The organism is Rhizobium tumorigenes (genome assembly GCF_003240565.2).
In the GTDB taxonomy this organism is placed as follows: Bacteria; Pseudomonadota; Alphaproteobacteria; order Rhizobiales; family Rhizobiaceae; genus Rhizobium; species Rhizobium tumorigenes.
Genome location: NZ_CP117255.1, coordinates 1,133,776 through 1,154,025, shown reverse-complemented (window position 1 = coordinate 1,154,025; position 20,250 = coordinate 1,133,776). Strand labels below are relative to the sequence as shown.

At 59.0% G+C, this 20,250-nt stretch carries 29 protein-coding genes and 1 pseudogene; 6 read left to right on the top strand and 24 right to left on the bottom strand.

What is annotated here, in order from left to right; translation table 11 throughout:
* The first annotated feature begins 74 nt into the window (after positions 1-74).
* Positions 75-392, top strand: a complete 318-nt coding sequence (locus PR017_RS05795; protein WP_111220818.1) for a DUF1883 domain-containing protein — start codon at positions 75-77, stop codon at positions 390-392.
* 15 nt (positions 393-407) lie between these two features.
* Here PR017_RS05795 and PR017_RS05790 read toward each other — a convergent pair whose 3' ends face one another.
* Both PR017_RS05790 and PR017_RS05785 read right to left on the bottom strand, forming a co-directional pair.
* A complete protein-coding gene (locus PR017_RS05790) occupies positions 408-1,724 on the bottom strand; it encodes a replication-associated recombination protein A (RefSeq protein WP_111220707.1) in 1,317 nt (438 codons plus the stop codon).
* Positions 1,721-3,124 carry a DegQ family serine endoprotease gene (locus tag PR017_RS05785; RefSeq protein ID WP_111220706.1) on the bottom strand — a complete coding sequence of 468 codons (1,404 nt, stop codon included), beginning with the start codon at positions 3,122-3,124 and terminating at the stop codon, positions 1,721-1,723. The genes PR017_RS05790 and PR017_RS05785 overlap by 4 nt, the downstream gene beginning before the upstream one ends.
* A 232-nt stretch (positions 3,125-3,356) precedes the next feature.
* Here PR017_RS05785 and PR017_RS05780 point away from each other — a divergent pair, with 232 nt between their 5' ends.
* Positions 3,357-3,746 carry a lysozyme inhibitor LprI family protein gene (locus tag PR017_RS05780; protein ID WP_206423178.1) on the top strand — a complete coding sequence of 130 codons (390 nt, stop codon included), beginning with the start codon at positions 3,357-3,359 and terminating at the stop codon, positions 3,744-3,746.
* 119 nt (positions 3,747-3,865) lie between these two features.
* Here PR017_RS05780 and ilvD read toward each other — a convergent pair whose 3' ends face one another.
* Complete coding sequence (ilvD, locus tag PR017_RS05775) at positions 3,866-5,704, bottom strand: dihydroxy-acid dehydratase (RefSeq protein WP_111220705.1); 1,839 nt, start codon at positions 5,702-5,704, stop codon at positions 3,866-3,868.
* A 384-nt stretch (positions 5,705-6,088) separates the two neighbouring features.
* Here ilvD and msrP point away from each other — a divergent pair, with 384 nt between their 5' ends.
* The 4 genes and pseudogenes from msrP (at position 6,089) to PR017_RS05755 (ending at position 8,344) form a co-directional block, all read left to right on the top strand.
* The gene (gene msrP, locus PR017_RS05770) at positions 6,089-7,036 is read left to right on the top strand and encodes a protein-methionine-sulfoxide reductase catalytic subunit MsrP (RefSeq protein WP_111220704.1); all 948 of its coding nucleotides are present in this window, start codon (positions 6,089-6,091) and stop codon (positions 7,034-7,036) included.
* Positions 7,036-7,674 carry a protein-methionine-sulfoxide reductase heme-binding subunit MsrQ gene (msrQ, locus tag PR017_RS05765; protein ID WP_425070016.1) on the top strand — a complete coding sequence of 213 codons (639 nt, stop codon included), beginning with the start codon at positions 7,036-7,038 and terminating at the stop codon, positions 7,672-7,674. Before msrP ends, msrQ begins: the two co-directional genes overlap by 1 nt.
* A gap of 46 nt (positions 7,675-7,720) precedes the next feature.
* A pseudogene (locus PR017_RS05760) lies at positions 7,721-7,846 on the top strand (DUF4160 domain-containing protein); the annotation flags it as partial.
* A gap of 99 nt (positions 7,847-7,945) precedes the next feature.
* Complete coding sequence (locus PR017_RS05755) at positions 7,946-8,344, top strand: DUF2442 domain-containing protein (RefSeq protein WP_111220702.1); 399 nt, start codon at positions 7,946-7,948, stop codon at positions 8,342-8,344.
* A 98-nt stretch (positions 8,345-8,442) separates the two neighbouring features.
* Here the strand turns inward: PR017_RS05755 and rplQ are convergent, their stop codons facing one another.
* From rplQ to rplV, 21 genes are all read right to left on the bottom strand, one after another.
* Positions 8,443-8,871: a 50S ribosomal protein L17 gene (gene rplQ, locus PR017_RS05750; protein ID WP_111220701.1), complete on the bottom strand. Its 429-nt coding sequence runs from the start codon at positions 8,869-8,871 to the stop codon at positions 8,443-8,445.
* Positions 8,872-9,044: 173 nt separating this feature from the next.
* The gene (locus PR017_RS05745; RefSeq protein WP_111220700.1) at positions 9,045-10,055 is read right to left on the bottom strand and encodes a DNA-directed RNA polymerase subunit alpha; all 1,011 of its coding nucleotides are present in this window, start codon (positions 10,053-10,055) and stop codon (positions 9,045-9,047) included.
* Between the two features lie 103 nt (positions 10,056-10,158).
* The gene (rpsK, locus tag PR017_RS05740; RefSeq protein WP_111220699.1) at positions 10,159-10,548 is read right to left on the bottom strand and encodes a 30S ribosomal protein S11; all 390 of its coding nucleotides are present in this window, start codon (positions 10,546-10,548) and stop codon (positions 10,159-10,161) included.
* A gap of 132 nt (positions 10,549-10,680) precedes the next feature.
* Entirely contained in the window at positions 10,681-11,049 is a 369-nt protein-coding gene (gene rpsM / locus PR017_RS05735; RefSeq protein WP_111220698.1) for a 30S ribosomal protein S13, read from the bottom strand.
* A 320-nt stretch (positions 11,050-11,369) separates the two neighbouring features.
* On the bottom strand, positions 11,370-12,020 hold the full coding sequence (locus tag PR017_RS05730; protein ID WP_111220697.1) for an adenylate kinase: 651 nt from the start codon (positions 12,018-12,020) through the stop codon (positions 11,370-11,372).
* Positions 12,017-13,357, bottom strand: coding sequence for a preprotein translocase subunit SecY (gene secY, locus PR017_RS05725; protein ID WP_111220696.1), 1,341 nt, complete (start codon positions 13,355-13,357; stop codon positions 12,017-12,019). Before secY ends, PR017_RS05730 begins: the two co-directional genes overlap by 4 nt.
* Before the next feature lie 225 nt (positions 13,358-13,582).
* On the bottom strand, positions 13,583-14,065 hold the full coding sequence (gene rplO / locus PR017_RS05720) for a 50S ribosomal protein L15 (protein WP_111220695.1): 483 nt from the start codon (positions 14,063-14,065) through the stop codon (positions 13,583-13,585).
* 15 nt (positions 14,066-14,080) lie between these two features.
* Positions 14,081-14,290 carry a 50S ribosomal protein L30 gene (gene rpmD / locus PR017_RS05715; protein WP_111220694.1) on the bottom strand — a complete coding sequence of 70 codons (210 nt, stop codon included), beginning with the start codon at positions 14,288-14,290 and terminating at the stop codon, positions 14,081-14,083.
* Between the two features lie 13 nt (positions 14,291-14,303).
* A complete protein-coding gene (rpsE, locus tag PR017_RS05710) occupies positions 14,304-14,873 on the bottom strand; it encodes a 30S ribosomal protein S5 (protein WP_111220693.1) in 570 nt (189 codons plus the stop codon).
* A gap of 143 nt (positions 14,874-15,016) precedes the next feature.
* Positions 15,017-15,379, bottom strand: coding sequence for a 50S ribosomal protein L18 (rplR, locus tag PR017_RS05705; RefSeq protein ID WP_111220692.1), 363 nt, complete (start codon positions 15,377-15,379; stop codon positions 15,017-15,019).
* 12 nt (positions 15,380-15,391) lie between these two features.
* Positions 15,392-15,925, bottom strand: a complete 534-nt coding sequence (gene rplF, locus PR017_RS05700; protein ID WP_111220691.1) for a 50S ribosomal protein L6 — start codon at positions 15,923-15,925, stop codon at positions 15,392-15,394.
* Positions 15,926-15,969: 44 nt separating this feature from the next.
* A complete protein-coding gene (gene rpsH / locus PR017_RS05695) occupies positions 15,970-16,368 on the bottom strand; it encodes a 30S ribosomal protein S8 (RefSeq protein ID WP_003547562.1) in 399 nt (132 codons plus the stop codon).
* A 12-nt stretch (positions 16,369-16,380) separates the two neighbouring features.
* Positions 16,381-16,686, bottom strand: a complete 306-nt coding sequence (gene rpsN / locus PR017_RS05690) for a 30S ribosomal protein S14 (RefSeq protein WP_111220690.1) — start codon at positions 16,684-16,686, stop codon at positions 16,381-16,383.
* Positions 16,687-16,719: 33 nt separating this feature from the next.
* On the bottom strand, positions 16,720-17,277 hold the full coding sequence (rplE, locus tag PR017_RS05685; RefSeq protein ID WP_111220689.1) for a 50S ribosomal protein L5: 558 nt from the start codon (positions 17,275-17,277) through the stop codon (positions 16,720-16,722).
* Positions 17,270-17,578 carry a 50S ribosomal protein L24 gene (rplX, locus tag PR017_RS05680; RefSeq protein ID WP_111220688.1) on the bottom strand — a complete coding sequence of 103 codons (309 nt, stop codon included), beginning with the start codon at positions 17,576-17,578 and terminating at the stop codon, positions 17,270-17,272. Before rplX ends, rplE begins: the two co-directional genes overlap by 8 nt.
* A 15-nt stretch (positions 17,579-17,593) precedes the next feature.
* Positions 17,594-17,962, bottom strand: coding sequence for a 50S ribosomal protein L14 (gene rplN / locus PR017_RS05675; RefSeq protein ID WP_111220687.1), 369 nt, complete (start codon positions 17,960-17,962; stop codon positions 17,594-17,596).
* 264 nt (positions 17,963-18,226) lie between these two features.
* Positions 18,227-18,466 (bottom strand): 30S ribosomal protein S17, encoded by a 240-nt coding sequence (rpsQ, locus tag PR017_RS05670; protein ID WP_111220686.1) that lies wholly within the window; start codon positions 18,464-18,466, stop codon positions 18,227-18,229.
* Positions 18,467-18,478: 12 nt separating this feature from the next.
* Positions 18,479-18,679, bottom strand: coding sequence for a 50S ribosomal protein L29 (rpmC, locus tag PR017_RS05665; RefSeq protein WP_111220685.1), 201 nt, complete (start codon positions 18,677-18,679; stop codon positions 18,479-18,481).
* A 12-nt stretch (positions 18,680-18,691) separates the two neighbouring features.
* Entirely contained in the window at positions 18,692-19,105 is a 414-nt protein-coding gene (gene rplP / locus PR017_RS05660; protein ID WP_111158089.1) for a 50S ribosomal protein L16, read from the bottom strand.
* Positions 19,106-19,139: 34 nt separating this feature from the next.
* A complete protein-coding gene (rpsC, locus tag PR017_RS05655) occupies positions 19,140-19,856 on the bottom strand; it encodes a 30S ribosomal protein S3 (protein ID WP_111220684.1) in 717 nt (238 codons plus the stop codon).
* The gene (rplV, locus tag PR017_RS05650) at positions 19,856-20,248 is read right to left on the bottom strand and encodes a 50S ribosomal protein L22 (protein WP_111220683.1); all 393 of its coding nucleotides are present in this window, start codon (positions 20,246-20,248) and stop codon (positions 19,856-19,858) included. The genes rpsC and rplV overlap by 1 nt, the downstream gene beginning before the upstream one ends.
* Between the last annotated feature and the right edge of the window lie 2 nt (positions 20,249-20,250).

The window sequence follows — 20,250 nt, the reverse complement described above, 5'->3', positions numbered from 1 at the left end:
AAACGCGCCCGACTCCATTCTTCCTTAACCACCTGGTGGATATTTGGTGTCGGACGCGACATGAGATGACCGAGATGCCAAAGCCAGCCTTCCGCTACACCCATTACGATCTTGGCGACCAGCGCGCAGAGACGACGATTGAAATCACCCTCTCTGCAGTCGCCAATGTCAGGCTGATGACGGGCGGAAATTTCCAGCGTTTCAAGGAGACGCTCAAGCATCAGTTCGTCGGTGGCATCGCCAAGAAGTCACCGATCCGCCTCACCGTTCCCGAGAACGGCCACTGGCATCTAGTGGTCGATATGGAAGGCCACAAGGGCCTTGCCGAATCGAGCGTCAAGCTCATCGAGAAGGCGTTGGCGCCGCGCATTCAGAGGGCTGTGGCGGGGTAGATGACGGCGCCCGGTTCACTCGCCGGCCCGCTCCTTGCGAAGCTTTGCCCACCATTCCAGACGCTTCTTGATATCGCGCTCAAAACCCCGCTCGGGTGGATCGTAGAATTTCTGACGTCCGAGTTTTTCGGGAAAATAATCCTGGCCTGAAAAGGCATCCGGCTCGTCGTGATCGTAGCGATAGCCGTCGCCATATCCCTCGCCGCGCATCAGCTTGGTGGGGGCGTTCAGGATATGCTTGGGCGGCAGCAGTGAACCATTCTCCTTGGCTGCCCGAGTCGCCGCCTTGAAGGCAGTATAGACGGCGTTCGATTTCGGTGCGGTTGCCAGATAGACGCAGGCCTGCGCAAAGGCCAGTTCACCCTCGGGAGAGCCGAGATAGTCGTAGGCGTCCTTGGCGGCGTTGCAGATGACCAGAGCCTGCGGATCGGCAAGCCCGATATCCTCGACCGCCATGCGTACGAGGCGTCGTCCAAGATAGAGCGGATCCTCACCGGCATCGAACATCCGGGCGAGGTAATAGAGCGCTGCATCCGGGTCCGACCCACGCACCGACTTGTGCAGCGCCGAAATCAGATTGTAGTGCCCGTCCTGCGCCTTGTCGTAGACAGGTGCCCGCCGCTGGACGATTTCGGTCAGGGCTGCGGTGTCGAACACCTCGTCCGCCCGCGCCGCCCGCCATACTTCTTCGCCAAGCGTCAGAACCGCGCGACCATCACCATCGGCCATACGGATCAGGCTATCGCGGGCGTCGTCGGTCAACGGCAGCGGCTTTGCCTCCACCCGCTCGGCACGCTGCAGCAGTTCACGCAGACTGTCCTCGTCATGGGCGCGGAACGTCAGCACGCGGGCGCGCGACAGCAGAGCGGCGTTCAGTTCGAAGGACGGGTTTTCTGTCGTCGCACCGACCAGAATGACAGTGCCGTCTTCCATGACCGGTAGAAAGCTGTCCTGCTGGGCGCGATTGAAGCGATGGATCTCGTCGACAAACAGCAAGGTCTGGCGGCCGTCCATGCGCCGCATGCGGGCGGTCTCGAACATCTTCTTGAGATCTGCAACGCCGGAGAAGATCGCCGAGATCTGCTCGAATGCGAGACCTGCCTCGCCCGATAGCAGCCGCGCCACAGTGGTCTTGCCGGTACCGGGCGGGCCCCAGAAAATCATCGATCCGAGCGAACCGCTCTCGATCATCCGCCGCAGCACGCCGTCCTCGCCGGTGAGGTGCTGTTGACCGGTGACCTCGGCCAGCGTCTGCGGCCGCAGACGGTCCGCCAACGGTCGCTTGCTGGCGACCGTTGGCGGGATCTGCGGCGCAAACAGGTCGTTGCTCATCGGAAGAATTGCCGGATGCGCTGACCGTCCCGCTCGATTTCCACGCGCCAGATATCGGGTTCGCTGGCAGCAATTTCTGCGAGGCTCTTGGTGTTGGTGATCGCCGTTCCGTTGACGGATACGATAATGTCCTTCGGCTGGAAGCCAAGACGCGCAGCAGCGGAATCGTCCTTCAGCTTTTCTACAACGACGCCTGCGGCCGTATCGGTCGGCATGTGCAACTCATCCGCCACGCGCGGCGACAGGTTGGCCACCGTAGCGCCGGAGAAGGGATTGCTGCCGGCAATCAGCTTCTCCTCGCGCGGCTGAGTTTCGGGAGCGCTTGCCAGCGTCATTTTCGCTTCCCGCTCGTTGCCATTGTCGAGCACGGTCAGCGATACCGTCGCGCCGAGCCCGGCGGTTGTCAGACGGTAGCCGAGAGCATCGGGATGCTCGACGGATACGCCATTGAGGGCAGTGACGACTTCGCCAGCCTTGAGACCGGCCTTGGCGGCGGGACCGTTGTCGGTGACCTTGGTGATCAGGGCTCCGCGAACCCGCTTCAGGCCGAGCGCATCGGCGACTTCGGAGGTCACCGGCTCGAAGGTGGCGCCGATGTAAGGGCGCTCGAAACTCTTGTCACCGCGATCGGCGGCCGCCAGGAAGACGCGCACGAGGTTGGCGGGAATGGCGAAGCCGATGCCGTTCGATCCACCGCTCTGCGAGAAGATTGCGGTGTTGAGGCCGATCAGTTCGCCTTTCATGTTCATCAGCGCCCCACCGGAATTGCCGGGGTTGATGGCGGCGTCAGTCTGGATGAAAAACCCGACCTCGTTCTTCACCTGATTACGGGCGAGCGCCGAAACGATACCGCTGGTCACTGTCTGGCCCACACCGAAAGGGTTGCCGATGGCAAGCACGAGGTCGCCGACCTCGAGCGTATCGGAATTGCCAATCGGCAGCATTGGCAACTGCTCTTTCGTGTCGATCTTCAGCACGGCGAGATCGACCCGGTCGTCCTTCAGGACCACCTTGCACGGGAATTCGCGGCCATCGGAAAGGGCGATCTTGATGTCGTCGGCGCCATCGACCACGTGATTGTTGGTGATGATCGTGCCGTTCGCCTCGACGATGACGCCGGAGCCCAGCGATGTCTGCTTTTCGGTACGGTTCGGCATGCGCTGGCCGAAGAACTGCTGGAAGAAGGGATCCCCGGCAAACGGCGACTGCTGGTGCACCACACGTTCCGCATAGACGTTGACGACCGAGCCTGCCGTCTGCTTGACCAACGGAGAGAAGGAAAGCTGCATTTCCATCTTGTATTCCGGCACGGCCTTGGCCGTCTCGGCGTAGACCGGGGCGGGAAGCGTGACGACGAGTGCGAGCATAGGGATCGCAGCGCGTTTGAGCAAACCTTGCATAAGGAACCCTTTATAAAGTGTCTGTGGAGGCAACGTTGTAACCGCGAACGCTAGAAAGGAAAGAGGGCGCAATCATGGAACTTCAAGCCAGCCGCAGGCTTTGCGCGCATGCGGCTTGAACAAAACGGCCCGGAATGGGTTAGGAGTGCAGCAGTGTGCACATCTGGCTGATTCTCGAGCGGAAGTGCATCGTCAACCAAGCGCCATAACTTTCTGAAATCGGAATCAAAAGATGGATCATTCGCCTCTGACATTCACCACTCGCAGCCGGTCTGCGAACCTAGTTTGCGCAGCCCTTCTCGGATTGCTGCCGATCCTGTCGCCGCTAGGCTCGGCAAAGGCCGCCAGCTTCGATTGCGACGGCAAGACGCTGCAGCCGGACGAGAAAATGATCTGCGACACGCGCAGCCTGAACGATGCCGACGTCAAGATGGCCACGACCTTCGAGCTGATCTCCGGCCTCCTCGCCATGGGATCGCGCGGCACGCTGCAGGACGAACAGAGCGCCTGGCTGAAGAAGCGTCAAGCCTGCGGCGCGGATGCGGCTTGCCTGAAGACCTCATACGAGGACCGCCTGAAGCAGTTGGATGTCGCCTACAAAAACCTCGCCCGCCCGAACTGAGCGGCACGGTCACGGCTGCGGTAACACCCTGAATAAAAAAAGCCCCTGTCAGGTTTTCGATGGCAGGGGCTTACCTAGAAGAATGTCGGCCGCGGTTAAAACTGCGGCCAATTGTTTATCTAACGGCCGCTGAGATCGCGCACCGCGCCCTTGTCGGCGCTTGTGGCAAAGGCGGCATAGGCCTTGAGCGCCGTCGTCACGTTGCGCTTGCGCTTCTCGACCGGGAACCAGCCCTGTGCATCCTGATGAGCGCGGCGGGCTGCGAGTTCCTCGTCGCTGACGCGCAGGCTGATGGATCGGTTCGGGATATCGATGTCGATCATGTCGCCTTCGCGCACCAGGCCGATCGTACCGCCATTTGCCGCTTCCGGCGACGCATGACCGATCGACAGGCCGGACGTGCCACCTGAAAACCGTCCGTCGGTAATCAGGGCGCAGGCTTTGCCCAGACCCTTCGACTTCAGGTAGCTGGTTGGATAGAGCATCTCCTGCATGCCAGGACCGCCTTTCGGACCTTCGTAGCGGATGACGACGACATCGCCGGCCTTGACCTCGTTGGCAAGGATCGCCTTTACCGATGAATCCTGGCTTTCGAAGACGCGAGCCGGGCCGGAGAATTTCAGGATACTTTCATCGACGCCTGCCGTTTTGACGATGCAGCCGTCCACGGCGATGTTGCCCTTGAGAACAGCCAGGCCTCCATCCTTCGAGAACGGGTGCTCTGCGCTGCGAATGACGCCCTTCTCGCGGTCGATGTCGAGGTCGTCCCAGCGCGAGCTCTGGCTGAAGGCAACCTGCGTCGGCACCCCGCCTGGAGCCGCACTAAACAGCTTCAGTGCTGCCGGGTTGGCGGTGACCGCGATATCCCATTGTGCGATTGCATGGCCAAGCGTCGGGGCGTGGATGGTCGGCAGGTCTGAATTCAGCAGGCCGGCGCGTTCCAGCTCGCCGAGGATTGCCATTATACCGCCGGCGCGATGGACATCTTCCATGTGGACGTCGGACTTGGCCGGCGCCACCTTCGACAGGCAGGGCACCTTGCGCGACAGACGGTCGATGTCGTCCATCGTGAAGTCTACCTCGCCCTCGTGGGCTGCGGCCAGGATGTGAAGCACCGTGTTGGTAGATCCGCCCATGGCGATGTCGAGCGCCATGGCATTCTCGAAGGCGCCTTTGGAGGCGATGGTGCGCGGCAGTGCCGTTACATCGTCCTTCTCGTAGTAGCGCTTGGCGAGATCGACAATACGGCGGCCGGCTTCCAGGAACAGCTCCTTGCGGTCTGAATGGGTGGCCAGCGTCGAGCCGTTGCCCGGCAGCGAGAGACCGAGCGCTTCCGTCAGGCAGTTCATCGAGTTGGCGGTGAACATGCCCGAGCACGAGCCGCAGGTCGGACAGGCCGAGCGCTCGATGACCGCGACGTCCTCGTCGCTGATCTTGTCGTCGGCTGCCGCCACCATCGCATCGACCAGGTCGAGCGATACGGTCTTGCCGTGCATGGTGACCTTGCCGGCTTCCATCGGGCCGCCGGAGACAAAGACGGTCGGGATGTTGAGGCGGAGCGAAGCCATCAGCATGCCGGGAGTGATCTTGTCGCAATTCGAAATGCAGACCATGGCATCGGCGCAATGGGCGTTGACCATGTATTCGACGCTGTCGGCGATCAGCTCACGCGATGGCAGCGAATAGAGCATGCCGTCATGGCCCATGGCGATCCCGTCATCGACGGCAATGGTGTTGAATTCCTTGGCTACGCCGCCGGCCGCTTCGATTTCGCGCGCCACCAGCTGGCCAAGATCCTTCAAGTGCACGTGGCCGGGGACGAACTGCGTGAAGGAGTTGACGACGGCAATGATAGGCTTGCCGAAATCGCTGTCCTTCATGCCTGTTGCGCGCCACAGGCCGCGGGCACCGGCCATGTTGCGGCCGTGGGTGGTGGTTCTCGAACGGTAGGCTGGCATGGTGTTATCCTCGACGTCCTGCAGTTGAGGGCATTGCCTGCGGCAGACCTATTCCGCCAGACGGACCTGCAAGCCCCTGCTTTTTAGAATTGTCGTAAATCAATCGGTGCGGACTGTCACTATCAGGTAAGCCGAATCCGGTACGCTGCAAGGGTATGGGCCTCTTCGCAGTATCCTCATCATCAACGCTCCCGCTTATTACCGGCCGAGGGCAATGACCAAAATGTCGAACAGACGCCTAACGTTTGCCGATGGCCGCTAACCATTAACGCCGAACACGATAAGTTGGCTTCTTTTCCCAAAAAAATGCAGGCCTATTTGTAACTTGCGTCGGTATTTCTGCGTATCACCATCGATACTGTCATCTCATCGAGGATTTTACCCATGGCCAACTACTACCCACCCAAGATTGCCGCCTCCGAGATCACGCCTCGCCAGACCTATCTTGGCCGCCGCGCCTTCCTGGCGACAGCAGCCGGTGCCGGCCTTTCGATCGCCGGTGGGACGACAGCCATGGCGGAAGCGCTGGCAGCATCGAAGACCGACTACACGGTCGATGAAAAACTGACGCCGAAGAAGGATGTCACGACCTACAATAACTTCTACGAATTCGGCACGGACAAGGCCGATCCCGCCGCCAACTCCGGAAAATTCAAGCCACGCCCGTGGACGATCACCGTCGATGGCATGGTTGGCAAGCCGCAGACTGTCGATATTGACGCCCTGATCAAAGCCTTTCCGCCGGAAGAGCGGGTGTACCGGATGCGCTGCGTCGAGGCGTGGTCGATGGTCATCCCCTGGGACGGCTTCCAGCTCTCCAAGCTGCTCGACATGGTGGAGCCGCTGGGCAGCGCCAAATATGTCGCTTTCGAGACGATCGTCCGCCCGTCCGAGATGCCCGGGCAATCCGGCAGCTTCCAGTCGCTGAACTGGCCCTATGTCGAAGGTCTCCGGCTGGACGAAGCGCGCAACCCGTTGGCGCTGCTGGCCGTCGGTCTCTATGGCGAAACGCTGCCCAACCAGAACGGTGCGCCGATACGCCTGGTGGTTCCGTGGAAATACGGCTTCAAGGGCATCAAGTCGATCGTCCGCATCACGCTCACCGATAAGCAGCCGATGAACACCTGGCAGGTGTCCAACCCCGGCGAATACGGTTTTTATGCCAACGTCAACCCGGCGGTCGATCACCCCCGCTGGAGCCAGGCGACCGAGCGCAGGATCGGCGAAGGCGGCTTCTTCAGCTCCAGCCGCCACCCCACCCTGCCCTTCAACGGCTATGCGGACCAGGTGGCAAGCCTCTACACCGGCATGGATCTGAAGGCGAACTACTGATGGCCCTGTCGCTCGCGCTGCCGAAACGCTTCCAGCCACCCTCGGTCTGGCTGCTTTACGTCGTCGGACTTCTTCCCGCCGCCTACGCATTCTACCTCGGCGCCACCGGCAATCTTGGCGCCGATCCGACCAAGACCTTTGAGCTTTTCCTCGGCCTCTGGGCCATCCGCTTCCTGATCCTGACGCTCGCGATCACCCCGCTCCGCGACCTCGTCGGCTGGAACTGGCTGCGTTACCGCCGCGCCCTCGGGCTGCTCTGTTTTTATTACGTGATGATGCATTTTCTGGTCTACACCATCCTCGACCAGGCGCTGATGCTCGACGCCATCCTCGGCGATATCCTGAAGCGGCCCTTCATCATGTTTGGCATGGCAGGGCTGGTGATGCTGACCGCGCTGGCCGTGACCTCGAACAGGTACTCGATACGGCAGATGGGCAAGAACTGGATCTGGCTGCACCGGCTCGTGTACATCATCGCCGTCTGTGGCGCTCTGCACTTCGCACTATCGACCAAGGTGCTGTCGCTCGAGCAGTACATCTATATCGGCCTCCTGATCGCGATGATCCTCTACAGGTCCTACCGGCCAATCATGATTCAACGAAGACGCGGAATGCGGCAGAGGGCTGTGGCTGTTTGAGGTGAGCACGCCATTTGAATAACCGCGCAAGCTCGGTTACACTAGAATGATGGTCACGATACTTCGCAAAAATGGCATGCGCTTCGTGATCTACACCGCCGACCACGAACCGCCGCATGCGCATGTCATCGGTAACGGTGAAGCACGGATCGATATCAGAAACCTGACTGTGATCACCCAAGGCGGGATGTCTGATCGTGACGTCCGTCGCGCCGTCTCGATTGTCGAATCGACAATCAGGATTTATTTCTCGATACTTGGAAACAATATCATGGCTGATGTCAGCGATGCCGAACTGAATGCCGCCAAACTGCGCTGGGAGGCTGAACGCGCACAGCGCCCGATTCTTTCATCCGTTCGCTATGATCGCCAGTCCGGCCGTATCATGGTCGAGTTCACCAACGGCGCCGCTTTCATGGTGCCTGCGCGCCAGATTGAAGGCCTTGTGGACGCAACGGACGCGCAGTTGTCAGAAGTGGAGCTTCTCGGGGAAACAGGCTTGCATTGGGAGAGCCTGGATATCGACTACACAATTTCTGGATTGATGAACGGTGTGTTTGGAAGCAGGTCGTTTATGGAATCACAACACAAGCGCAGTCAATCACGCACGCCGCCAAAGATTTCAGACGACAGCGCCAACGGTGTCAACCCGCGAAAGCAGGCCGAGTGAACATACCCGAATAGCCTCCATCCTGCCTCACCCGCAAGAACGCAAAAAAGGCCGGACGATTGCTCGTCCGGCCTTTTGATTGGTGAGGCTTTTACCGCTTAAGCGGCAGCAGCTTCGGCAGCTTCTTCGGCTGCAACGCGAGCCTTGTCGCCGGCGCCCTTGGCAGCGATGTCGCGGTCGACGAACTCGACGACGGCCATGGCTGCATTGTCACCCATGCGGAAGCCAGCCTTCATGATGCGAAGGTAGCCGCCATTGCGCGTAGCGTAACGGGTTGCGATGGCATCGAACAGCTTCGATACGACAGCGACGTCACGGATCTGCGAGATGGCCTGACGACGAGCGTGCAGGTCGCCGCGCTTGCCGAGCGTGACCAGCTTTTCAACGATCGGTCGGATTTCCTTTGCCTTCGGCAAGGTCGTGGTGATCTGCTCATGCAGGATGAGCGAAGCCGCCATGTTGGCAAACATTGCCTTGCGGTGACTTGCAGTTCTATTCAGCTTGCGGCCTACCATACCATGGCGCATTGCTATTCTCCTTAAATCGCAGGTGCCCTTTGATTTTGGGCCTGCCGTTTCCTGGCACATGCAGGCGATATGCCTGCTGTTTGACGGGGAAAGGCAGTCATCCTGCCTTTACTTATTGTTCTCTGCGATCGGCGTGCCGGCGGAAATCCGCGACACACGTTGCCTCACGCCGCTCAGTACTGATCTTCGTAGCGCTTGGCGAGATCTTCGATGTTCTCTGGGGGCCACGCGGGCACTTCCATGCCGAGATGCAGGCCCATGGAAGCGAGAACTTCCTTGATTTCGTTCAGCGACTTGCGGCCGAAATTCGGAGTGCGAAGCATTTCGGCTTCGGTCTTCTGAATGAGGTCGCCGATATAGACGATGTTGTCGTTCTTCAGGCAGTTTGCCGAGCGGACAGACAGTTCCAGTTCGTCCACCTTCTTGAGGAGAGCCGGGTTGAACGCCAGTTCGGTAACTGTCTCTTCTTCGACATCCTTCTGCGGTTCGTCGAAGTTGACGAAAACGCCGAGCTGGTCCTGCAGGATGCGGGCCGCGAAAGCGACTGCATCTTCACCGGAGATCGAGCCGTCGGTTTCGATGGCCATCAGCAACTTGTCGTAGTCGAGAACCTGACCTTCGCGGGTGTTTTCCACCTTGTAGGACACTTTCTTGACCGGCGAGTAGAGGCTGTCTACCGGGATAAGACCAATTGGTGCGTCTTCCGCACGATTGCGCTCGGCCGGAACATAGCCCTTGCCGTTGTTGACGGTGAATTCCATGCGGATTTCAGCGCCTTCGTCGAGCGTGCAGATGACGTGATCCGGGTTAAGGATCTCGATGTCGCCGACCGTCTGGATGTCGCCGGCGGTGACCACGCCTGGACCCTGCTTTCGGACGACCATGCGCTTGGCATCGTCGCCGTCCATCTTGATGGCGATTTCCTTGATGTTCAGAACGATATCCGTAACGTCTTCGCGAACGCCCGGGATCGAGGAGAACTCATGCAGTACGCCGTCGATCTGTACTGCCGTAACGGCGGCGCCGCGCAGCGAGGACAGAAGCACGCGACGGAGCGCGTTGCCGAGCGTCAGGCCAAAGCCACGCTCAAGCGGTTCAGCGACAAGGTTGACCTTTGTGCGGCCGCCCGAGGAAAACTCGACCTTGTTCGGCTTGATCAGTTCCTGCCAATTCTTCTGAATCATATTCCTGCCTTCCGTTCGTTACCACCATCCAATCGTGGCAACCGAGCTTGAGAAGCACCGGCAATCGCCTTTTGGGCGCTCACCGGTGTGTGATTGGCGATGATTATACGCGACGCTTCTTGCGTGGGCGGCAACCGTTGTGCGGGATCGGGGTCACATCGCGGATCGACGTGATCATGAAACCGGCAGCCTGGAGCGCGCGCAGAGCCGACTCGCGACCCGAACCCGGACCGCAAACTTCGACTTCAAGCGACTTCATGCCATGTTCCTGCGCCTTCTTGGCAGCATCTTCAGCGGCGATCTGCGCTGCAAACGGTGTCGACTTGCGCGAGCCCTTGAAGCCCTTGGCGCCAGCAGACGACCAGGCAATCGCATTGCCCTGCGCGTCAGTGATCGTGATCATCGTGTTGTTGAACGTCGAGTTGACGTGCGCAACGCCCGACGAGATGTTCTTGCGTTCGCGACGGCGAATGCGGACGGCTTCCTTGCCCATAATAGTCCCTTTCGTGGATCTCTGCACCGCCGTAATGCCAGCGGCTACACCGGCGCAGGGCGCTGATGCCCTTCGCCAAACTCAAAAGAGGCCGGCGGAACCGCCAGCCTCCCCCACACGGTTGCCCGCTGGTTACTTCTTCTTGCCAGCAATCGCCTTTGCCGGACCCTTGCGGGTGCGGGCATTGGTGTGCGTGCGCTGACCACGAACCGGCAGGCCGCGACGATGGCGAAGACCGCGGTAGCAGCCAAGGTCCATCAGACGCTTGATGTTCATCGACGTCTCGCGACGCAGATCGCCTTCGACCTGGTAGTCGCGGTCGATGGTTTCGCGGATCTGCAGGACTTCGGCATCCGTCAGCTGGTGAACGCGGCGCTCAGCCGGGATACCAACCTTGGTGACGATTTCCTGCGCAAACTTATTGCCAATCCCGTGAATATAGGTCAGCGCAATTACTACGCGCTTTGCCGTCGGGATGTTGACGCCAGCGATACGTGCCACGCCTATTCTCCTTGCGTTCCATTTGCCATCAGGCAAAGGTCTTCGTTATGCGGCCTTAAACGGCCACTTGTTCAATTCGAGGTCGATAACATGTCAAAACGACCGAACCCGGAATTCCCGAGGGAAGTCCGCGCCGATCGCAGCTATGTCGCGAGTTGGCGCGGTGTTTAGCGGAATCACTGCCAAAAGGCAACTGTTCCGCTAAGTTTATTTTGGCTTATCCCCGCCCCGACCAACTGGTCCGACCGAATCATGCGCCGCAATTGTTTTGCGAAATCGTCGAAAGGCCTTGGTATGGCCCGACCACAACTCTCCGAAGCTCAAAGGCTGGAGAGAATCTTTTCGACTTCCGCTGTGACATGATCGATATCCGCCATGCCGTCAACCGAATGAAGCATTTTCTTGGCATAGTAATAGCCAATCAAAGGCGCCGTTTCCTTGTAGTAGGCCTGCATGCGCGTCACCACGGTTTCGCGCGTGTCGTCCGGGCGGCGCTTGAAGTGCGTCGAACCGCAGCGATCGCAAACACCCTCGACCTTCGGCTTCAGGTTGGTATCGTGATAGCCCGCACCGCAATTGGCGCAGGTATAGCGTCCGGAAACCCGGTCCGCGAGCACGACGTCATCGACCTTGATCTCGACGACACCGGAAAGCTGCATGCCCTTGGCAGCCAGCATCTTCTCGGTGGCATCGGCCTGCACCAGAGTGCGCGGAAAGCCGTCCAGGATGAAACCCTTGGCACAGTCTTCGGCGTCGATACGCTCCGAGATGATCGCATTGACGATCTCGTCGGACACCAGCTTGCCGGCGTCCATGACGGCCTTGGCGCGCTTGCCGACTTCCGTGCCCGCGGAGACTGCCGCACGCAGCATGTCGCCGGTGGAGAGCTGCGGGATACCGTACTTTTCGACTATACGCTGAGCCTGAGTACCCTTGCCGGCGCCCGGTGGTCCCAAAAGGATAAGTCTCATCTCCCCCGCTTTCCTCCGCGCAACTTCGACTTCTTGATCAGACCTTCATACTGCTGCGCGATCAGGTGACCCTGGATCTGCGCTACCGTGTCAAGCGTCACACTGACGACGATCAAGAGTGAAGTGCCGCCGAGGGCGAGCGGAATGCCTGTCTGCGAAACGAGGATTTCCGGCAGAATGCAGACAACCACGAGGTAGATGGCGCCGACCACGGTGATGCGGGTCAACACATAGTCGATGTATTCAGCCGTACGCTCACCCGGGCGAATGCCGGGAATGAAGCCGCCGTGCTTCTTGAGATTGTCGGCCGTGTCCTTCGGATTGAAGACGATGGCGGTGTAGAAGAACGCGAAGAAGGCGATCATCAGCGCATAGAGCACCATGTAGAGCGGGCGACCGTGGCCGAGTGCTGCGACGATAGACGTTGCCCAGGCCGGCATGCCGGCGGTGTTGGCAAAGCCTGCGAGCGTCGCCGGCAGAAGCAGCAGCGACGACGCGAAGATTGCTGGGATGACGCCCGATGTGTTGAGCTTCAGCGGCAGGTGCGAGGTATCGCCTTGGAACATGCGATTGCCGACCTGGCGCTTCGGATACTGGATCAGCAGACGCCTCTGGGCACGCTCGACGAAGACGATGAGGGCGATGACCGCGATGGCGACGACGAGCACAAGCAGGATGAGCGCGGTCGAAAGCGCGCCGGTGCGACCGAGTTCCAGCGTACCAGCCAAGGCCGATGGGAGGCCAGCTGCGATGCCGGCAAAGATGATCAACGAAATGCCGTTGCCGATACCGCGCGAGGTGATCTGCTCACCGAGCCACATCAGGAACATCGTACCGCCGAGCAGGGTGATGACCGTGGAGACGATAAAAAAGACGCCAGGCTGCACGACAAGCCCGTTACCGCTCTCAAGCCCCACCGCGATGCCATAGGCCTGCAGCGTACCGAGAAGGACCGTGCCATAGCGCGTGTACTGGTTGATGATCTTGCGGCCCTGCTCACCTTCCTTCTTCAGGTTTTCGAGAGCGGGAACGACCGAAGTCATCAACTGCACGATAATCGAGGCGGAGATGTAGGGCATGATGCCGAGAGCGAAGATCGCCATGCGCTGGACAGCGCCACCGGAAAACATGTTGAAAAGGCCGAGAATACCGCCTGCCTGGCCCTGGAAGGCCTGGGCATAAGCAGCAGGATTGAGGCCTGGAAGTGGAATGTGGGTGCCGAGGCGATAGACAAGCAGTGCACCGAGCGTAAACCAGAGCCGCTTTTTCAGATCCTCCGCCTTTGCAAAGGTTGAAAAATTGAGATTGGATGCCAATTGTTCCGCTGCAGACGCCATGCAAATCTCCGCACTACCAATTCCGGCTAAATCGGCCGAGTCCGGAATGTGTAATCAAATTGTTTAAAAAGTCGAGCATTGGGTGGACTGCGATGCAAGAGCGCACGCCAGCCGAAGGTCCCGTCATCGCCCTCCCCGCGCGAACGCACGACTCAGGATCCGAAGCTCACATATGGGAGCAAAATCGCCCGGTGTGAAGCACCCCGGGCGATTAATTCGTCTGTATTATTCCGAAGCTGCGACAGGTGCGGCAGCCAAAAGCTTGATGGAGCCGCCAGCCTTCTCGATCTTCTCGACAGCAGACTTGGAAGCGCCTGCGACTTCGAGGGTCAGCTTTGCCGAGATTTCGCCGTCGGACAGGATCCGGACGCCATCCTTGACGCGACGAATAACGCCAGCAGCCTTGAGAGCGACCGCATCGATCGTCGTCTTCGCGTCCAGCTTGCCGGCGTCGACTGCTGCCTGGAGGCGAGCAACCGATACGACGACGTAGTCGGACTTGAAGATGTTGTTGAAGCCGCGCTTAGGCAGACGACGGTAGATTGGCATCTGACCGCCTTCGAAGCCGTTGATCGCTACGCCCGAACGGGACTTCTGCCCCTTGACGCCGCGACCACCGGTCTTGCCCTTGCCCGAACCAATACCGCGGCCGAGGCGCTTGCGGGAGTGGGTCGAACCTTCATTGTCGGTGATTTCATTCAGTTTCATAACGAATCCTCCGGCTTACTTCTCGTCGACGACGCGAACGAGATGCTGGACAGCACGGATCATTCCACGAACCGAAGGAGTATCCTCCAGAGTGCGGCGACGGTGCATCTTGTTCAATCCGAGGCCGATCAGGGTCTTTTCCTGAACGTCCGGACGGCGAATTGGGCTACCGATCTGCTCGACCGTTACGGTCTTTGCTTCGGTCTTGTTGGTCGTTTTGGCCATAGGTCAAACTCCCTTATTCTTCAGACGCATTACCGGAGGCAATACGACGAGCCTGCAGAGTGGCATACTTGATGCCACGCTGAGCTGCGATGTCCTTCGGATGGATCTGTTGCTTCAGAGCGTCGAACGTTGCGCGAACCATGTTGTATGGGTTCGAGGAACCGGTCGACTTGGCGACGACGTCGTGAACGCCGAGCGTTTCGAATACGGCGCGCATCGGACCACCGGCGATGATGCCGGTACCAGCCTTGGCAGAGCGCAGCAGAACCTTGCCGGCGCCATGACGGCCATGGATGTCGTGATGCAGCGTACGGCCGTCACGCAGGGGAACGAAGATCAGCTCGCGCTTGGCAGCTTCCGTTGCCTTGCGGATGGCTTCCGGCACTTCGCGCGCCTTGCCATGACCGAAGCCAACGCGGCCCTTCTGGTCGCCTACGACGACGAGAGCAGCAAAGCCGAAACGACGGCCGCCCTTGACGACCTTGGCAACGCGATTGATCGCGACCAGCTTGTCGACGAATTCGCTGTCGCGCTCGTCACGGTTCTGGCGATCGTCGCGAGAACCTCTTTTTTCTTGTGCCATTGTCCTTTTCCTTTTTCTTTTCCGGGTGCAATCGGCAACTGCAACAAGACCACATCGGGCTTTTCGCTGCCCTGTGGTCCGGTGATGGTCTGAAAAGACCGAAATCCGGCCGGGAGCTTTACGCCACCGGCCGGAAATTTATATTAGAAGGTGAGACCGCCTTCGCGGGCAGCATCGGCCAGAGCCTTGATGCGACCGTGATAGATGAACGCGCCGCGGTCGAACACGACCTCGTTGACGCCCGCCTTCGAGGCGCGCTCTGCAACGAGCTTGCCAACGAGCGTTGCCGCTGCTGTGTCAGCACCGGTCTTCAGAGAACCGCGCAGATCCTTGTCGAGAGTGGAGGCAGACGCAAGCGTCTTGCCGGCCACATCGTCGATGACCTGAGCATAGATGTTCTTCGAAGAGCGATGAACCGACAGGCGCGGACGGCCGTTAGCCACCGACTTAAGATGACGACGCACGCGGTTGGCACGACGTGCAAGTGCTTCTTTCCTGCTAGCCATTTCGCGTGATCCTTACTTCTTCTTGCCTTCTTTGCGGATGATCCGCTCACCGGCATACTTGACGCCCTTGCCCTTGTAAGGCTCGGGGCCACGGTATTCGCGGATTTCTGCGGCCACCTGGCCGACCTGCTGCTTGTTGATACCGGTAACGACGATTTCCGTCGGCTTCGGCACAGCAATTGTGATTCCGACTGGCGGTTCATAAATCACGTCGTGGGAGAAACCAAGCGCCAACTGCAGGTTCTTGCCCTGCAGGGCCGCGCGGTAACCAACGCCGTTGATTTCGAGCTTGCGCTCGTAACCGTCCTTGACGCCAACCAGGATGTTTTCGACCATCGTGCGGGACATGCCCCACTTTGAGCGAGCATTCTTGCTGTCGTTGAGCGGAGTCACAACAATCGCATTATCTTCGAGCTTGAGACCGATATCGTCATTCGCGACGAAAAACAGTTCACCCTTGGGGCCCTTAGCAGTCACTTTTTGGCCATCAATCGTGGCCGTGATTCCTGCAGGCACCTGAACGGGCTTCTTGCCGATACGAGACATTTTATCAAACCTGTCTGTTTCGAGGGAAATTCTTTAGACCAGCCTTAGAAGACCGAGCAAAGAACCTCGCCACCAACATTCTGTTCACGAGCCTGGTGGTCGGCCATCACGCCCTTCGGAGTAGAAAGGATAGTGATGCCGAGACCGTTCGCGACCTGCGGAATGGACTTGACCGAGACATAAACCCGGCGGCCCGGCTTAGACACACGGCCGATCTCACGAATGACCGATGCGCCTTCATAATATTTCAGCTCGATGCTGAGTTCCGACTTGCCGTTGCCGAAATCGACGACGGAATAGCCACGAATGTAACCTTCGGACTGAAGGACATCGAGAACACGTGCACGGAGCTTGGAAGCAGGCGTCGAAACCGACGACTTGCGACGCGAAGCGCCGTTACGGATGCGTGTGAGCATATCGCCCAATGGATCTGTCATTGTCATGTGGGCTACTCCTTACCAGCTCGACTTGACAATGCCCGGCACCTTGCCGAAATTGCCAAATTCACGCAGTGCGATACGCGACATGCGCAGCTTGCGGTAGTAGGCGCGCGGACGACCGGTGATCTCGCAACGGTTACGGACGCGAGTCTTGGACCCATCGCGCGGCAGCGATGCGAGCTTCAGGGTGGCCTTGAACCGCTCTTCGATCGGAAGGGACTGGTTCATGATGGTTGCCTTCAGCGCGGCACGCTTTGCGGCACTGTTAGCAACCGTATTGCGGCGGCGCTTGTTCTTTTCAACTGCGCTTGTCTTCGCCATATTTGATTTCCTTTTCTACGCTCGTCGTTACGGTTACGTGCGGAACGGGAAGTTGAACTCTGTGAGCAGAGCCCGCGCTTCGTCGTCCTTGGTCGCCGTCGTGCAAACGATGATGTCCATGCCCCACATCTGATCAACCTTGTCGTAATTGATCTCTGGGAACACAATGTGTTCCTTGATGCCCATGGCGAAGTTGCCACGACCGTCAAAGCTCTTCGGGTTCAGGCCGCGAAAGTCGCGAACGCGCGGAAGCGCGATGTTGATCAGGCGATCCACGAACTCATACATGCGGGCGCCACGAAGCGTGACCTTGGCACCGATTGGCATATTTTCGCGGACCTTGAAGCCAGCGATGGAATTGCGCGCAAAAGTGATGACCGGCTTCTGGCCAGCGATCGCTGCCAGGTCGGCAGCAGCAATCGTGGGCTTCTTGCTATCGGCTGTCGCTTCGCCCACACCCATGTTGATGACGATCTTGTCCAGCTTGGGGATCATCATCTCGTTGGTGTAGGAGAACTGTTCCTGCAGCGCTGCGCGGATACGGGATACGTATTCCGTCTTCAGGCGCGGTTCGTATTTAGCCTCAGCCATCGATCACATCTCCCGAACGCTTGGCCACGCGGACCTTCTTACCATCAACGACCTGGAAACCGACGCGGGTCGGCTTGCCGTCCTTGTCGACAATCGCGATGTTGGAGAGGTGAAGCGAGGCTTCCTTGTTGATGATGCCGGCTTCCTGCGACTGCGACTGGCGTGTATGGCGCTTGACCATGTTCACGCCGCGAACGACTGCGCGGTCTTCCTTCGGCATCACTTGAATGACTTCGCCGGTACGACCCTTGTCCTTACCAGCCAGAATGACGACCTTGTCGCCCTTGCGGATCTTTTGCATCTCTAACCGCTCCCCTTACAGAACTTCAGGAGCGAGCGAGATGATCTTCATGTGGTTCTTAGCGCGAAGTTCGCGCGGAACCGGTCCGAAGATACGTGTGCCGATCGGCTCTTTCTTGTTGTCGATAAGTACTGCTGCATTGGTATCAAAACGAATGACGCTTCCATCCGCACGGCGGATCGAGGCAGCTGTGCGAACGACCACAGCCTTCATCACGTCACCCTTCTTTACGCGGCCGCGCGGAATAGCTTCCTTGATCGAAACGACGATAATGTCGCCAATCGAGGCATACTTGCGCTTCGAACCGCCCAGCACCTTGATGCACATGACACGACGTGCGCCGGAATTATCCGCGACCTCGAGGTTTGTTTGCATCTGAATCATATCAGGTCGCCTTCTTGTTATACCGGAATGGTTGGGCAGAGCCCCCTATCCCGGCTTATGGAATTGTTCACCTGCTAACACTCTTCAAAAAGGAAGAGCGAAAACATGGCAGTAGCTTCAGCGAGCGCGGGATGGATCTTGCCAGGGTGGTTTCCCCATTGGGACCTTCCGTGCGCTAAAAGCAAAAGAACGCCCGAGTCTCAGGCGTTCCGTCGCTGCTTCATATAGAAATTACGGCAAGACGCAAGGCCTCACCGCAAATTCTTACTTAACCTGAGCGGAGACGACCGTCCAGGTCTTGTCCTTGGAGATCGGCGCGCATTCCTCGATGGAAACCATGTCGCCGGTCTTGTATGTGTTGTTCTCGTCGTGGGCCTTGTACTTCTTCGAACGACGAACCGTCTTCTGGAGGAGCGGATGCGCAAAGCGGCGCTCGACCCGAACCACGACGGTCTTTTCGTTCTTGTCGCTGACCACGACGCCCTGCAGAATGCGTTTCGGCATCTTATTTTTCCTTTAGGCCTTGGCTTCTGCCGCCTTCTGGCGGGCAATGGTTTTCACGCGGGCGATGTCCTTGCGGACCTCGTTCACACGAGAGGCTTTTTCAAGCTGGCCGGTGGCCTTCTGAAAGCGCAGGTTGAACTGCTCCTTCTTCAGCTTGGCTAGCTCTTCCTTAAGTTGGTCGGCGGTGAACGCGCGAACATCTGCGGCTTTCATAGCTGTTCTTCCTTACTCTGCAATGCGCTGCACGAAGCGCGTCTTGACCGAGAGCTTGGCAGAACCCAGACGAAGCGCCTCACGGGCGATTTCTTCGCTGACACCGTCGATCTCGAACATCATACGACCGGGCTTGACCTTGCATGCCCAGTATTCGACGCCGCCCTTGCCCTTACCCATGCGGACTTCGGTCGGCTTCTTGGTGACCGGCACGTCCGGGAAAACCCGGATCCATACGCGGCCGGCACGCTTCATGAAACGCGTGATCGCGCGGCGAGCCGCCTCGATCTCACGAGCGTTGACACGATTCGGTTCCTGGGCCTTCAGGCCGAATTCACCGAATGCGAGATCAGAACCGCCCTTGGCTACGCCCTTGATGCGGCCCTTGAATTGCTTGCGGTACTTCGTACGCTTTGGCTGCAACATAATCTATTCTCCGAATTAACTACCTCGAGCGCCCTTAGGCGTGATCGCGGCGACGGTTTTCTCTGCTGGCTGGGCCCTGGCTGTCGCCTTCGGCCTGACGGCGTTCAGATGCCATCGGGTCGTGCTCAAGGATTTCGCCCTTGAAGATCCAGACCTTGATGCCGCAGATACCGAAAGCGGTGGTGGCTTCAGCCGTACCGTAGTCGATGTCGGCGCGCAGCGTGTGCAAAGGCACGCGACCTTCGCGATACCATTCCGTACGGGCGATTTCAGCACCACCGAGACGGCCGGCGCAGGTGATCTTGATGCCTTCGGCACCGAGACGCATTGCAGACTGCACGGCGCGCTTCATGGCACGACGGAAAGCGATACGACGTTCCAGCTGCTGAGCGATGCCCTGGGCGACCAGTACGGCATCGATTTCCGGCTTGCGGACTTCGACGATGTTCAGGTGCGTTTCGGAGTTCGTCATGTCGGCCAGCTTCTTGCGAAGCTTGTCGATGTCTGCACCCTTCTTGCCGATGATCAGGCCCGGACGCGCCGAGTGGATCGTGACGCGGCACTTCTTGTGCGGACGCTCGATAACCACCTTCGAAATGCCGGCCTGCTTCAGCTCGGTCATAACGAATTTGCGCATCTTGATGTCTTCATGCAGCAACTGACCGTATTCGGCGTTGTCTGCAAACCAACGACTGTCCCAAGTGCGGTTAATGCCAAGGCGGAAACCGATTGGATTGATCTTCTGACCCATTATGCGGCCTCCTCTTGTGCTGGCTGCACTTCGCGAACGACGATCGTCAAATGCGCGAAGGGCTTTTCGACGCGCGATGCACGGCCACGACCACGAGCGTGGAAGCGCTTCATGACAATCGACTTGCCGACGTAGGCCTCGGCGACGACGAGAGCGTCGACGTCGAGATCGTGATTGTTTTCAGCGTTCGCGATCGCCGATTCGAGGGTCTTCTTGACCGCTCCGGAGATCCGCTTGCGCGAGAATTCAAGCTCGGCCAAGGCGCGCTCGACCTTCATGCCGCGGATAAGCGCAGCAACGAGGTTGAGTTTCTGCGGGCTGACACGAAGCGTGCGGGCGACTGCCTGCGCTTCGTTGTCCTTGAGCCGGCGTTCTGTTTTTGCCTTGCCCATCT